Source organism: Paenibacillus ferrarius, from assembly GCF_002027705.1.
Taxonomy (GTDB): domain Bacteria; phylum Bacillota; class Bacilli; order Paenibacillales; family NBRC-103111; genus Paenibacillus_E; species Paenibacillus_E ferrarius.
The window spans coordinates 1-14,741 of sequence record NZ_MBTG01000036.1 but is presented as its reverse complement, the minus strand read 5'-3'; the positions used below and the strand labels follow the sequence as shown (position 1 = coordinate 14,741).

7 protein-coding genes are annotated in these 14,741 nt (G+C 47.9%); all 7 read left to right on the top strand.

Annotation, left to right across the window (positions count from 1 at the left end; translation table 11 throughout):
* The first annotated feature begins 4 nt into the window (after positions 1-4).
* Positions 5-1,591: a type 2 periplasmic-binding domain-containing protein gene (locus tag BC351_RS30385; RefSeq protein WP_079418116.1), complete on the top strand. Its 1,587-nt coding sequence runs from the start codon at positions 5-7 to the stop codon at positions 1,589-1,591.
* Between the two features lie 103 nt (positions 1,592-1,694).
* Positions 1,695-3,728, top strand: a complete 2,034-nt coding sequence (locus BC351_RS30380; RefSeq protein ID WP_079418114.1) for a beta-galactosidase — start codon at positions 1,695-1,697, stop codon at positions 3,726-3,728.
* Positions 3,718-5,778 (top strand): beta-galactosidase, encoded by a 2,061-nt coding sequence (locus BC351_RS30375; RefSeq protein WP_079418112.1) that lies wholly within the window; start codon positions 3,718-3,720, stop codon positions 5,776-5,778. Before BC351_RS30380 ends, BC351_RS30375 begins: the two co-directional genes overlap by 11 nt.
* Before the next feature lie 35 nt (positions 5,779-5,813).
* Positions 5,814-7,889 carry a glycoside hydrolase family 65 protein gene (locus BC351_RS30370; protein ID WP_079418110.1) on the top strand — a complete coding sequence of 692 codons (2,076 nt, stop codon included), beginning with the start codon at positions 5,814-5,816 and terminating at the stop codon, positions 7,887-7,889.
* Positions 7,890-8,116: 227 nt separating this feature from the next.
* Positions 8,117-11,479 carry an S-layer homology domain-containing protein gene (locus BC351_RS30365; RefSeq protein WP_079418108.1) on the top strand — a complete coding sequence of 1,121 codons (3,363 nt, stop codon included), beginning with the start codon at positions 8,117-8,119 and terminating at the stop codon, positions 11,477-11,479.
* Between the two features lie 477 nt (positions 11,480-11,956).
* A complete protein-coding gene (locus BC351_RS30360) occupies positions 11,957-12,940 on the top strand; it encodes an SDR family NAD(P)-dependent oxidoreductase (RefSeq protein WP_208629868.1) in 984 nt (327 codons plus the stop codon).
* A gap of 235 nt (positions 12,941-13,175) precedes the next feature.
* Positions 13,176-14,741, top strand: a 1,566-nt coding sequence (locus BC351_RS30355) for a fibronectin type III domain-containing protein (protein WP_144028573.1), incomplete at its 3' end; no start/stop codon positions are given.

Sequence of the window (14,741 nt, the reverse complement as noted above, 5' to 3'; positions counted from 1 at the left end):
AGGCATGGCTATCAAAAAATTGGGAGTACTGGCGCTAACAGGTGCCCTGGCCGCTACAGTCTTTACAGGCTGCAGCAGCAATTCAGACAAATCCGCTGCTTCTTCATCGCCTGCTCCAGGACAGAGCACTGCTCCTAAGACAGAGGGAATCGTTGAGCTTGAAGTATGGGATGGCAATAATGGCTTTAAACCCATTACCAGAGGCAGCAAGCTATATGACTTTTATAAGGAAAAGCTGGGCGTTGGCATTATTCAACCATATGTGGAATGGAACGGAGGCACTAACTATCTGAACCAGCTGAATCTGAAGATTGCTGCGAACGAAATGCCGGACATGTTCCAGCCTGTACAGGGGATCGAAGACAGCTTGGCCAAAAATGGCGCTATCGCCGATTTAACAGATCTTTTGCCGAAGTACGCACCGAATGTCATGCAAGTTATCCCGAAGGAAGTCTGGGACGTGGTCAAAGCCAATGATCCTACTGGACAAGGCAAAATTTATTATGTCCCGGGTATACTGGACTATGGCAGAGAAACCGGCTTGATTCGAAAAGATTGGCTCGACAAGCTGGGTCTGCAAATGCCGAAGACGCAAGATGATTATGTGAAGGTGCTTGAGGCTTTCCGAGATAAGGATCCGAACGGAAATGGAATAAAAGATGAACTCCCAACGGGGGGCCGGGAGCAAGCGGCTTGGATGGATCATTTATTCGCCATGTACGGTGTAGCCATGTTTGAAGGCAAGCCGGATTGGGATGTGTACGATGGCAAACTGACTTACGCTGCGGTTACTCCGAATATGAAAGCTTCTTTGGAGTTCATTGCCAAACTGTATAAAGACGGTTTGATGGATAAAGAATCACTTCTGAACAATAAGGCGAAATGGGAAGGCAAGAATGACTCCAATCTTGTCGGGAATTACTTCCACTGGGAAGAGTCGGTCTTCGAGCGTTTAGAGAATATTAATAAAAATAAAGGGGTGAAAGGCGATTACTCCGTCCTCCCGATCCCCGAGGTTGCAAGCTACAAAGGTTTCTATACGTTGAAGAAGATGCAGCCTCCTGCCTGGGTGGTGAAGAACACCAAAGATCAGACGAAACTCATGGCGACTTTGAAGCTGCTGAACAACATGTACGACAAAAAGAATTGGAACACCCTATTCCTTGGCGTTGAGGGCATGCATTACACAATGAAAGATGGTAAAGCTACAAAGCTTCCAGAAGACAAAAGCACACAAGAGAATCTAGCTATTAACCCGTATCTTTATGTAGCTACCGCAGACTTCTCAGCGGAACTATACAAAAGCACGACGTCGGAAGATAGAAAATGGGCAGTGGACCAGGGTATCCGAAATATCCAGGAAGCCCAGAAATACGTTAAAGTCATTGCTGGTGACGGAATGCCGGCTAGTGTCTACGATGGCTTCGCTGACATCAACAATCGCACGCTATATGTGGAATATGCAACCAAGATTATCCTTGGCCAGTACCCAATCAGCAAATTTGATGAATTCGTAGACAAGTGGAACAAATCAGGCGGTGAAGAAGTCACGAAGCGTGCTAGAGATTGGTACGCGAAAGTGAAGAAATAGTCCGCAGGTAATTGCAGTAGAAGGAAGGGAGCGGCTGGTTTAACAAGCAGCTCCCTTTTCTTATGCAGCCAAGAGATTTATTACTATAACTGAGGTGAATAAAATGATTTATGTAGGAACAAATTACCACCCCCATGATTGGCCACGCGAACGATGGCCCGTTGATATCCAAATGATGAAGGAGTCGGGATTCAATCTCGTACGTCTCGGCCATCTATGCTGGGACAGCTTCGAGCCATCGGAAGGCAACTACGACTTCGTATGGTTCGATGAGGTTATGGACTTGTTTGCAGAAGCAGGGTTCAAAGTGGTGTTAGACATTGCAACACGTCCAGCACCGACGTGGCTGCACAAGAAATATCCAGCTATCCAGCTCGCCGATCGAAATCGCAATCCACTTCTGGCGGTGCATCGTTATATGGAGGATGTGGGTAACCCAACCTTTCAGGAGTACGCTTATCGATTCGCTGAGACACTGACCAAGCGGTATGCCGGGCATTCAGCGCTGCACGCGTTTGGTCTGTGTAATGAGGTCGGCAGCGGGATACCGACATTCTCGGATGAGGCGTGCCAGCGATACAGGCAGTGGTTGAAAACGAAGTACGGCAGCGTGGAGGAACTAAACATTGCCTGGGCCGCACAAAGATGGTCACGTAAGCTTAACAGCTTCGAGGATGCGGAGTTTCCGGTTGCTGGGGACATCAACGGAGCACCAGAAAGAATGCTGGATATGCGGAGGTTTTTTTCGGATGAGCAGCTTTCCTATCTTTACGGCTTAAGTGAAATCGTACGGAAGAATGCCCCGCATGCACGTGAAACGACGAATCACTGGGGAGAAAATCCAGTACTCGGCTTCGACTATTTGAAAGGCTATAATCAAATCTTTGATTTGCCGGGAATCGGATTCTACCCGGGAGTTAATCCAGAAGACCGCAATGCGTTGTTCGGCGCTTGCCTGCACATGAACCACCGCATTAGTGAGAAGGATGAACCCATTTGGTGTCTGGAATTCCAGACGGGTTCCTTCGGTGCCTATGCACCTCCGAGGGGTGTCCTTCGCATGTATGCCTATTTATCCTTGCTATTCCGCTCGGAAGCAATATGCGCATGGACGTGGAGATCGATGTTGGGCGGAGAAGAGCAGTATCTGTTTGGACTGCTGGATCACGATGGTCTGCCTGGAAGGAAATTGGACGAATTCCGTCAATTCGCGCATGAGATGGCGAAGCTTGAATCGATCGGATTGCCTTATCTGCCGAAGCCGGAAATTGCGCTTGCTTATTCCTTTGAGTCGTTTAAAGTGTCCGAGAATCAAAAAGGATACTATAAAACAACTTATATGGATCAAATGATGCAGACATTCCAAGCACTTGGTGAGGATAATGTCGATTGTAATATTGTGAACCTGCGCCATATCGAGAAAGATTATAAGCTTTTGCTAGTTCCTGGCCACTGTATCATGGACGAGGCTTCTGCTCAGACGATCAGGGAGTTCGTCGCGGGAGGCGGAACGGTCATTATGACAGCTTACTCAGCTAAAGTAGATGAGCACAGTACGGTATTCGGCACGTCGATGCCTGGCAGGCTTAGCGATGTGTTCGGTATTCGCGCTAACGCCTTCGAGCGCCCCGTCTATCATTATTCCGATTCGAATGAAGGCGGACTTCAAAAGCAGAAAATGAACATTCGGCGTGAAACACCGAAAATTAAGATACATGATCGTATATTAGATTTTCCGATTGATTACTATGAAATTGTGGAGCCTTCTACGGCTGAAGTTTTGGCTGTATTCACTAGCCTGGAAAGTGAGCTGCCTGCGGTTAGTGTGAATGCCTATGGAAAAGGGAAAGCGGTCTATGCAGCTGTTCCTGCTCAAATTGACCTCATGCAGGCATTATTGAACAATATCTACGCAGAACTCGATATCAAAAAGGGCCCTGAAACACCGCAAGGCGTAATCGCGCGGCAGGTTGGCGACAGTGTCCTGTATGTGAATACGACATCATCGGAGCAGCAAATATCCCTTCGGGCACCTAGAGAAGGCAAGATATCGGGACGCATGCACGAGATCACTCTCCAGTTGGAGCCGTATGAGGTCGAAGTCATTGTAAGGGAGGATACAAACGATGGCACCTAAAGGGCGAGACTGGAGAACCGAACAATTTCGTCTTGGTGCCTGTTACTATCCGGAACAATGGCCTGACAACCTGTGGGAAGACGATTATCGCCGCATGAAAGAGCTTGGCTTCTCGGTTGTCCGTGTGGCCGAGTTCGCTTGGTCGATCTTCGAACCGGAGGAGGGGCGCTTCGAGTTTGCCTTGTTCGATAGGGCGATCGACCTCGCGCATAGATACGGCATGCTCGTTATTCTAGGCACACCGACCGCGACCCCGCCAGCCTGGCTGACTGCCAAATACCCGGAGGTATTAAACGCCAAGCAGGATGGAACTGTGTATCAACATGGCCAACGTCGCCATTTCAATTACAACGCACCGATCTATCGCGAGCTGTGCGCGCGGATTGTTACGCAGATGGCGGAGCATTACAAAGACCATCCGGCGGTAGTTGGTTGGCAGATCGACAATGAACTGAACTGTGAGGTCAACACCTTTTATTCAAAAGCAGATCATGCTGTGTTCCGGGTCTGGCTGCAGGAGAAGTACGGTAATTTACATGCCTTGAATCAAGCGTGGGGCGCGGTATTTTGGAATCAGACCTATAGCGACTGGTCACAGGTTCATTTGACTAGACTGACACCTAGCAATTCACCAAACCCGCATCAAGCGCTTGATGAGAAACGATTTTTCTCGGGCAGTGCCATCTCTTTTGCGAAGCTGCAATCGGATATTCTGCGGGAGAAAGCGCCGAATCAGTGGGTCACGACGAACGGCATGTTCGGCCACTTGGACAGCCACCGAATGATGGAGGATACGCTGGATGTGTTCGCTTATGACTCGTATCCCAATTTCAGCACGATCTCTCCTGATCAAGGGGAGCGGCCGCTGCTCGACCGCAAGTGGAGTCTGAATCTCAGCGCGGCTCGCGACGTTTCGCCGAATTTCATTGTCATGGAACAGCAGGCTGGTCCTGGCGGTTGGGTGAACCGCATCGAGATGCCATCGCCGAAGCCGGGCCAGATGCGGCTCTGGACGTATCAATCCATTGCGCACGGCGCGGATATGCTGCTCTATTTTCGCTGGCGGACAGCGACCATGGGGACGGAGATTTACTGGCATGGGCTGAACGATTACCATAACCGGCCGAATCGCCGCATCGAGGAAGCTGGCCGTATTGGCGGTGAGCTAAAGAGGATGGGCGGGCAATTGCTGGGTACCATGTATCAGGCTGAGGTTGCGATATTGAAGGACTATGACAACGAATGGGACGGAGAGTTGGATGTTTGGCATGGTCCGCTGACTGGGAAAAGCATCAGTGGTTGGTTCAAGGCACTGCAGCGCCGCCATATCCCGTCGGACACGAAGTACATTCGTTCCTCTACGACCTTGAAGGACTTGATTAAATATCGAGTGCTCATTTATCCGCATCCAGCCATTATGCCGGAGTCGACGGCAGAACTGCTTCAACGGTACGTTGAAAGCGGAGGAACGCTCATTCTCGGTTGCAGAAGCGGCTACAAGGATGCGACGGGCCAGTGTTATATGCAGCCGTTCCCAGGACCGCTCGCCGACTTGTGCGGCATCGAGGTGGAGGATTTTACGCTGATCGGGCCGCTGCAGCAGGCGCCAGATATACATTGGGAAGGCGGCAATACCCTTCAAGGAGATGCCTTCGTAGATATTTTGCGCGTTACGTCGAACAGCGCTGAAGTCTTGGCCTCGTATGCCTCCGATTATTATGCGGGTAAACCAGCTCTTGTACGGAACATGCGCGGTAAAGGGACCGCTTATTATTACGGCAGCGCCTTTACAGAAGCGGCAGCTTGCGCACTCATTGCCGAGATGGGCCTGATATCCCCGGCAGCGAAATGGGCCGAGCTGCCTGAAGACGTAGAGCTTGCGATACGGGCTCATGAAGGTTCAGATAAACGATATGCCTTTCTGCTGAACTATGCTCACGAAGAGCGGTCGGTCACCTTCTTGACCCCGCAGCGCGATCTGCTCACAGAAACTGTCCTTCATGGCGTTTGCGCTATCAAGCCTTTTGAGGTGTGCGTTATCGAGATCTAACAGTCCAATTATAACGACAAGTAGGGATGTAAAAAATGGATAGAATTAATCGAGAAGAATTAGTGCGCCGCCACAACCCAGTCGTTAGGAGCTTTGATAAATTTTCTTCACTAACGGTGGGAAACGGGAATTATGCCTTCACCGTTGATGCAACGGGGCTGCAGACATTTCCTGAGATCTACGAGAATGGTGGAGTCGCGCTGGGTCATCTGTCGAATTGGGGATGGCACACCTCTCCTAATCCAATGGGCTACGAGGTAGAGAAATTTCCGAAAACCTACTATAGCACTTTTAGTGGGAGAGAGATCGGATTTCCCTACATGCCGCGTGAGGAGACTAGCGAGGAATACAAGTGGCTGCGGATGAATCCCCACCGCCTGCATTTGGGGGCAGTCAAATTCCTTCTTACTCTTCCTACTGCCGAACCGGCAAGGCCAGAGAATTTACAGGAGATTGAACAAGCACTGGACCTGTGGACAGGTGTGATCTCCAGCCGTTTTTCCTTATCAGGCGAAATGGTTACGGTACTGACCTGCTGTCATCCTGATGAAGATATGCTTGCGATCCGGGTTAGATCTAAGCTCTTGGTATCAGGTCAGCTCAAACTGGCTATGCGTTTTCCGTATGGATCAGCATCCTTTGGCGGCTCAGGCGCAGTATGGGATCGTCCCGAAGCACATCAGACGGAGATTGCAGCATCAACAGACCACTCAGTCCGTTTAAGACGAACATTGGATGAGGATGCCTATTTTGTCACGGCCGAATGGTCAAATGGCGCCCTCGAACGTGATGCGAGCGACCCGCACCACTTCGTATTGACATCAGATATTGATGAGGCAGAGCTTGTGATTCGTTATTCTAAGGACGAACAGGCCACACCGCTTCCTGAATTCGAGGATGTCCTGTCGCAATCTCACAATTATTGGCGTGCTTTTTGGAACAGCGGTGGGGCTGTAGAACTGGCTGGGAGTCAGGATTCCCGCGCCCATGAACTAGAACGGCGCATCGTGCTTTCGCAATATTTGACCGCTGTCCAGTCGTCCGGATCGCTTCCTCCCCAAGAGACGGGACTGACGATGAACAGTTGGGCTGGCAAATTCCATCTCGAGATGCATTGGTGGCATTCCGTGCATTTTGCGCTATGGAACCGTCCTGAGTTGTTGGAGAATAACTTGGGCTGGTATGGTGAGATACTCCCCAAAGCGCAAGGACTGGCACAATCCCAAGGATACGAAGGGGCCCGTTGGCCAAAGTGCGTAACAGAGGAGGGCATAAATGCTCCCTGCTTTATCGAGCCGTTTCTGATCTGGCAGCAGCCGCATCCCATCTATTTTGCTGAACTGCTGTATACGGTACGAAACGATCGTGACACCTTAGAGCGGTATCAAGACATCGTATTCCTAAGCGCAGATTTCATGGCTTCTTATGCAGAATGGGATGATGTTCGCAATCGTTATGTTTTGGGACCGCCGCTTGCACCAGCGCAAGAAATCTATGATCATGCGGTAACGATGAATCCGACTTTCGAGCTTGCTTACTGGGCTTTCGGCTTATCCACAGCGAATCGTTGGAGGGAAAGGCTCGGCTTATCACGAGTGGACAAATGGGATCATGTACTGGAACACCTGTCTCCACTTCCTGTATCGGACGGCCTATATGTGGCAGCCGAAACGGCTCCCGACACATTCAGCGGCATGACGGGTATCGACGACCATCCGACGATGCTAGCTCCGCTTGGCATCCTGCCCGGCTTGATGACAGATACGGAAACGATGCGGCGAACACTGAAGGAAGTCGTCCGTGTCTGGCATTGGGAGGATACGTGGGGCTGGGACTATCCGATGATGGCGATGACGGCAGCAAGGCTAGGAGAAGGCGAGCTTGCCGTCGATCTTCTTCTGATCGATCAGAAGAAGAATACCTATCTGCCGAACGGCCATAACTTTCAGACCAGCAGGCTGCCGATCTATCTGCCTGGCAATGGTGGCTTACTGACGGCTGTTGCCATGATGGCGGGCGGTTGGTTGGGAGGTCCTGATACGACAACTCCCGGGTTTCCACAGGATGGTACCTGGACGGTACGCTGTGAGGGAATACATAAAATGCTTTAAACATTTATAAAGACAGTGCGGTAACGGTACTAAGAGCTTTGGCGAGAAACTTAAAGATATGTTCCAATCTAGATTTATCGAACAATAAAGGGCCTAATATGTATTAGGGCCTTTTTTTGCTTATTACCGTCGGATTTTGTCGTCATGTTGTCGAAGTTTGTCATTTTGCTGTCATTGAGGGGTGGTATACTCATTTCTATAATAAAGAGAGGGAGAGAAGTTTATTTATGAAGAGATTTTCATTAAGAAGTTTATTTGTGCTTTCAACTTTGATTTTGGTTGTATTAAGTGGCTGCGTGAGTTCCGCAAGCACAATCACCTTTAATTTTCCGAATGATAAATTAAGCGATTCCGAGCAACTATTTGTCAGATTTTTAGATGGAAACGTAACTCAAGTACCTTACAATGCGGGAGCATCTACGGCAACCGTAAGTAATCCGGGGTCTAAAACAGTAGTAGGAGGGTATGTAAGTAACGGGGTAGTAAGTTGGGTTCCTAATTACTCTTTTGTCGGAGATCCACCTTCTGCGGTAAATGTTAGTGGGATTGCTGCGCAAAAACCTATACTCGTTGCCGACCATGTCAAGTTAACTAAACCGCCAGAAACTCAAGGCCTGTATGTATCTGTCACATTTGCCGTCTATGATAAAGAAGGTAAACTTGTGGATGGGCAAACGGAGGTTTTTGCTCATTCGGCAAAGCTTGGATCCATGTTTTACAATACGGACCCTTTTGACACGAGCACGTATCGGTCTAATGAGGTGAAAGAAGGCTTTTCTACGTTCACGGTGAATGGAGAAGCTACCTTTCGTATTAAATCAACTAGTAATCCGATCACAACCGAACCACTCTCTTTATATTCCGGTTCAAAGTTAATTTCCAATGATCCTTTCCATACTGGAACTAATCTTGTAACGAATATGACAGTAGCGTCTGAAGGCAATGTAGCTACATTGCAAGTAGGTGGCACCGTGGCTATGAGTGCAACCATTATGCCGGTAGAAGCTACCAACAAGGCAGTCACATGGTCCGTTGACAATGGGACCGGTTCGGCTACTATTGATGCGAGCGGCCTGTTAACCGGAACTACTGCAGGTACGGTTACTGTGAAGGCTACAGCTAACGATGGAAGTACAAAGGTCGGTTCTAAAATAATGACGATACAACCGACATTAGTAACTGATATCAAAATAACCACGAACGGCAATGTGTCTAGTATGACAATAGGCGATACCTTGGCTATGGCCGCAGAGATCTTACCGGTCAACGCTACCAACAAGGCAGTCACATGGTCCGTTGACAATGGCACCGGTTCAGCTACTATTGATGCGAGCGGCGTGTTGACTGGGACCTCGGCTGGCATTGTAACCGTATGGGCCGAGGCAAATGACGAAAGTAAAAAATCTGCTTTTAAAACGATATTAATTAAGCAGATTCCTGTAGCCTTCGCAGGAGGATCCGGTACACCAAGTGATCCTTTTCAGATTGCCAACGCGGAGCAGTTAAGCGAAATTAGATATCATTTAGATACCTATAAGTACTACCGTTTGATTGCCGATATTACCTCGTTCCCTAGCGTTGAAGATGGTTGGCTGCCTATTGGTGACAACGATTTTGGATTTCAAGGGAACTTCGATGGCAATGGATTTACAATCAGAAATTTAACTATTAATCGATCTCAGAATAGTTACTTAGGACTTTTCGGAGTAACGGAAACGAATAGTGAAATCAGTCATATCCGTTTGGAAGATATAAATGTAGTTGGCGGTTTGCAAGCTGGGGGCTTGGTTGGCTACAACAAAGGAATGATTCGTAACAGTTCCGTAACAGGCAGTGTGGAAGCCAATGCTGCGGCTGGCGGTTTAGTTGGCTACAACAAAGGAACGATTAGCCGCAGTTTTGCTGAAGTGAACGTCAGCAGTACCTATAATACCGGTGGTTTAGTTGGCAATAACGCTACCGAGGGAAGCATAAGTAACAGCTACGCTGCGGGAAGTGTCAATGGTTATAGTGAGATCGGCGGTTTGGCTGGCTCCAGCACCGGAGAAATTAATAATTCGTATGCGATAGGTAATGTCACAGGAAAATCTAACAGCAGTGCTAATAGTTTAGGTGGATTGACTGCATACTCTCAATTTGACATCATGAATAGTTACTTCAACACCGAAACAACAGGGCAAACGGATAATGGATTAGGTAAAGGGCTATCAACTGAAGCAATGAAGATACAACAAACCTATGAGCAATGGGATTTTGCTAGTATATGGGCGATCAACGCATCACGAAATAACGGGTACCCTTACTTGCGAGATGTACAGTTCTATGTGGACTATGATGGGAACGGCAGCACGAGCGGGACGCCTCCGACGGATGGCAAAGCCTATTCAAAGGGAGTAACGGCTAATGTATATAGCCAAGACGTAGATTTAGTGAAGACGGGCTATACTTTCGCAGGATGGAATACAAAAAAGGATGGCAGCGGAACCAGCTATGCAGCAGGATCAACAATAGCCATAACAGGTGACACCATTTTATATGCGAGATGGTTGGAAAACACTCCTGCAAGTATTCCTGTTACAGCAATTACGGTGAGCAGTAATACATACAGTGTATACGTAGGGGAGAAGCTGCAATTGAATGCTGCTGTAGCACCTAGTAATGCGACAAACACTGGTGTTACTTGGACCGTTAGTCAAGGAAGCGGGAATGCTAGCATTTCTGCTGAAGGAGTGCTGACAGGTTTAACAGCAGGTACTGTTACGGTTACTGCAACGTCTGTTGAGAATGCGGCTATAAAGGGTAGTGTAGTTGTTACTGTGGTTAAAAAGCCAGATGATACTACGCCAGGATCAGGCTCGGGATCAGATTCAGGTTCAGTTACTCCTCCTTCAGTCGATCCTAAACCAGAAACAAAACCAGAAACAAAACCAGAGAATAAAACCGAAGTGAAATTTAACGATAAGGTTGTTAATTTTTCAAATGTCTTTGCGAAGCTCAATCAAAAAGTTGAAGAAGCTAAGGTTGCTCCTAGTGTTACATTTAAGGACACAAATTCTCATTGGGCAGATGCGACGGTTTCTATTTTCGTGAAGCTTGGTGTTGTTAACGGCTACACGGATGGTAATTTCCATCCCAATGCAAGTATTACACGTGCTGAATTTGCGACCATCATTGCCAAAGTATTTGACTTGTCTGCCACTGGGTCTGGCAATAAGCTGAAGGATACTTCGGGGCATTGGGCAGAATCTTCCATTAATGCTTTAACAGCAAGCGGAATTATTTCTGGTTACGAAGAGGGCACTTTCAAACCAAATAAAGAAATAACACGTGCTGAAATTATTTCTATGATTAGCAAATTGATAACGATTAAAGCGGGAAGCACGCCAGCTACGACTGTGTTTACGGACATCAATGGCGTGTGGAACAAAGAACAAATTGAAGCGGCAGCTTCCGCAGGCCTGATCAGCGGAGAAGGTAACGGGTTGTTCTCTCCGAACAAACAGTCTACTCGAGCAGAGGCTTTGACTATTGTTCTGCATGTTTTGCAAGCAAATCCGGATTTAAATGCTCTTTTGGGTACTATTAAGTAATGTAGGATAGAGGCAGCCCCATAAGCCAAATTTAGTAGATAAGCGTCGATAGATGATGGGGTTTCCAGATCAGTTGAGTTGAGTTCAGTTCACCCAAGTGTAAAAGCCTGCAAAAATGCAGGAATTTCCGGGTGAATTCGGTTAAAAAGTGGAAATGCCTGCAATTGTGCAGGCATTTTTATCTTTTTCAGCCGTACATTCAGAAAAAGCTTCAAAAACCTGCACAAACGCAGGAATTTAATCGTTGAGGCTATTCCAAGAGCAAAAAAGATGTATAATTGCAGGTTTAGAGAAAGCAACTGGAGCTAGAAGCTCAAAGAAAGTAGGAGGTCTATCAAGAGACTATCGGAACCTGTTATAGCTACAGTGAGAGAAGAAACTGTTCAAAAAAAGTGATTGACCAATCAATTACTGGATGCTATATTGGTTTTAAGTTAGTGATTGACCAATCACAAATAATAAAAAGAGGTGATTCCTGTGGAAAAGGCAATTGTAGTTGGAGCAACAGGAGGTACAGGTGCTGCAGTGGTGGAAGAGCTAGTCAAGCGAGGGATTCGGACGGTAGCCTTTGGGCGATCTCGCCAAAAACTAGAGGATCTTAGAGCTAATCTGGGTCATCCAGAGCATTTGATGATTGCCGTAGGTGATGCATTTCGCCCAGACGATATTGTTTCTGCTTCGGAGGGTGCGGATGTCCTGTTCCATTGCGCGAACGTGCCTTATCACGAGATGGTAAACAAGCTGGTTCCTCTTGGTGAATCGGTGATGGAGGCTGCGGATCGGCTAAGTATCAAAATAATAGTCATTGACGGGATTTATCCCTATGGAAGAAGACAGATGGCTCGGGCGACCGAGGAACATCCTAAGCAGCCGCATACGAGGAAGGGTAAAGTCAGGCTCGCTTATGAGAAAATGCTGTTCGATGCGCGGTGGAGCCGGGCTAAGGTTATGATCGTCCGCTTGCCGGATTATTACGGCCCGACGGCCAATGAGGCTTCTTATCTGGGGTCTACACTTGAAGCAATTGCGGCTGGCAAGATGACATTTTTCGTTGGCAATATGCGTGTCCCCCGTGAGTTCATTTATTTGCCAGACGCAGCTTTCATGATCGTGGAGCTCGCTGACAGGGATGATGCGTATGGACAGAACTGGCATATTCCTGGCGCAGGCTTGATCGCTGGCAGCGAGATTGTGCAACTAGCCCAGCAGGCAAGCGGAAGCGCCAAGCTGGTTATTCCACTTGGAAGAGTGGGGTTGTCTTTGCTAGGTCTGGCTGTGCCCGTAATGAAGGAAGTTGTGGAGATGCTTTATTTGACGCAAGAGCCTCTTGTTTTGAGCGGGGACAAATACGAGCGGCTGATTGGACCGATGCGGGCAACAACCTTCGAAAAGGGAATCACGGCTACGGTTCACGCGTTGCAGAGGAGAAATGGCGCTATTTTAACAGTGAAAAGTAATTGATCAATTAATAAATGAAGTTATGGAAACTAGCAAACTCTTGAGTTTGCTGGTTTTTTGCGTTTCAAAAGAGAAGCAGCCAAGTCTTTCATTATTCTTTCAGTTGACTATTATAAACTTAAATTATGAAGTCTTATCATTCCATCCATGAGTTGAAGTCTCCGATCGAATCAGAGCCAGTCTCAGGGATCTAGAATAGAGATGATTAGAAAAATCAAGTTTTGGAGGTAAGAGGGTCATGCAAAAACAGTTTAAGAAATTCAGCCTGCTGTCATTGATTGTTATCTCGTTCGCATTTGTAATTGTTTTAAGTATAAATTCTTCAAATGTGTATGCAGCAGCCAGTGGTACAGCGGACGGCACTTACGACTTCAGCGGTCCTTTGAAAGTGAATAATAGTGGAGGCGCAGGATATGCGATCTTTGCTGATAAATTCGTTGTGAGCAATGGTTTTGCAATTACAGGAACGCAGTTATGGTCTGAGAATCAGCAAGCTCCTGACACAACAGGAACCCTTGTTATCAAGGCTGCGGGTACGAGTACGTGCAAGACATTTACCTTTAAGGATTTGGGGATAAGCGCTTATGGTACTTCTGGGAATCTTACCTCTCTATCTGTTGTCTTAAAAGATTTGGGAGGTGCTACAATTGCTACGCTTTCAAAGTCGGGGACTGTAAACCTTACAACTACTGCTTCTCAATTGAGCAGCTTGCTTGGAGAGTCAACTTATAATTACAACAATGTAGCCTCAGTAACGATAACCTGGAAATTCGCAAATACCTTGGCACCTTCGAATTTAAACTTTGATCATATTACGATTGCCAATGTGGTTGGCGCGGATGTCACCCCACCGACGGTATCTGACGGTACGATTAGCACGTCAGGCATTGCCGCAACTGGAGTAACGCTGAACTGGGCGAAAGCCACAGATGCGGTCAGCGCGCAAGGCGCCCTGCAGTACCAAGTGTACCGTTCCAGCAGCAATAATCTAGGCACGGTAGCGAATATCGAAACGAACGGAACGGCAATCGGCAGCTACACAGCGGATATTGGCACATATAATGTGACGGGACTAACGGAAGGCACGACCTATTACTTCAACTTAATTGTTAAGGATGAGGCCGGCAATAAGACGGCCTATACAACGAAGCAGGTTGTCACTCTAGACGTCACAGCACCCGTAGTGTCTGTTGGCACGCTCAGCACCTCAGGCATCACAGGCACAGGAGTAACATTGAACTGGACCAAAGCCACGGATGCGGTCAGCGCGCAAGGAGCCCTGCAGTACCAAGTGTACCGTTCCAGCAGCAATAACCTGAGCACGGTAGCGAACATCGAAACGAATGGAACGGCAATCGGCAGCTACACCGCGAATATCGGCACATATAGTGTGACGGGACTAACGGAAAGCACAACCTATTACTTCAACGTAATCGTGAAGGATGAGGCCGGCAATAAGACGGCCTATACAACGAAGCAGGTTGTCACTCTAGACGTCACAGCACCCGTAGTGTCGAATAGTACGCTAAGCACCTCAAGCATCACAGGCACAGGAGTAACATTGAACTGGACCAAAGCGACGGATGCGGTCAGCGCGCAAGGCGCCCTGCAGTACCAAGTGTACCGCTCCAGCAGCAATAACCTAGGCACGGTAGCGAATATCGAAACGAACGGAACGGCAATCGGCAGCTACACAGCGGATATCGGCACATATAATGTGACGGGATTAACGGAAGGCACGACCTATTACTTCAACGTAATCGTGAAGGATGAGGCCGGCAATAAGACGGCTTATACAACGAAG

Bases quoted from the DNA above. Each gene is read 5' to 3' on its own strand.
- BC351_RS30385 (WP_079418116.1), top strand. From the start codon at position 5: ATGGCTATCAAAAAATTGGGAGTACTGGCGCTAACAGGTGCCCTGGCC.
- BC351_RS30380 (WP_079418114.1), top strand. From the start codon at position 1,695: ATGATTTATGTAGGAACAAATTACCACCCCCATGATTGGCCACGCGAA.
- BC351_RS30375 (WP_079418112.1), top strand. From the start codon at position 3,718: ATGGCACCTAAAGGGCGAGACTGGAGAACCGAACAATTTCGTCTTGGT.
- BC351_RS30370 (WP_079418110.1), top strand. From the start codon at position 5,814: ATGGATAGAATTAATCGAGAAGAATTAGTGCGCCGCCACAACCCAGTC.
- BC351_RS30365 (WP_079418108.1), top strand. From the start codon at position 8,117: ATGAAGAGATTTTCATTAAGAAGTTTATTTGTGCTTTCAACTTTGATT.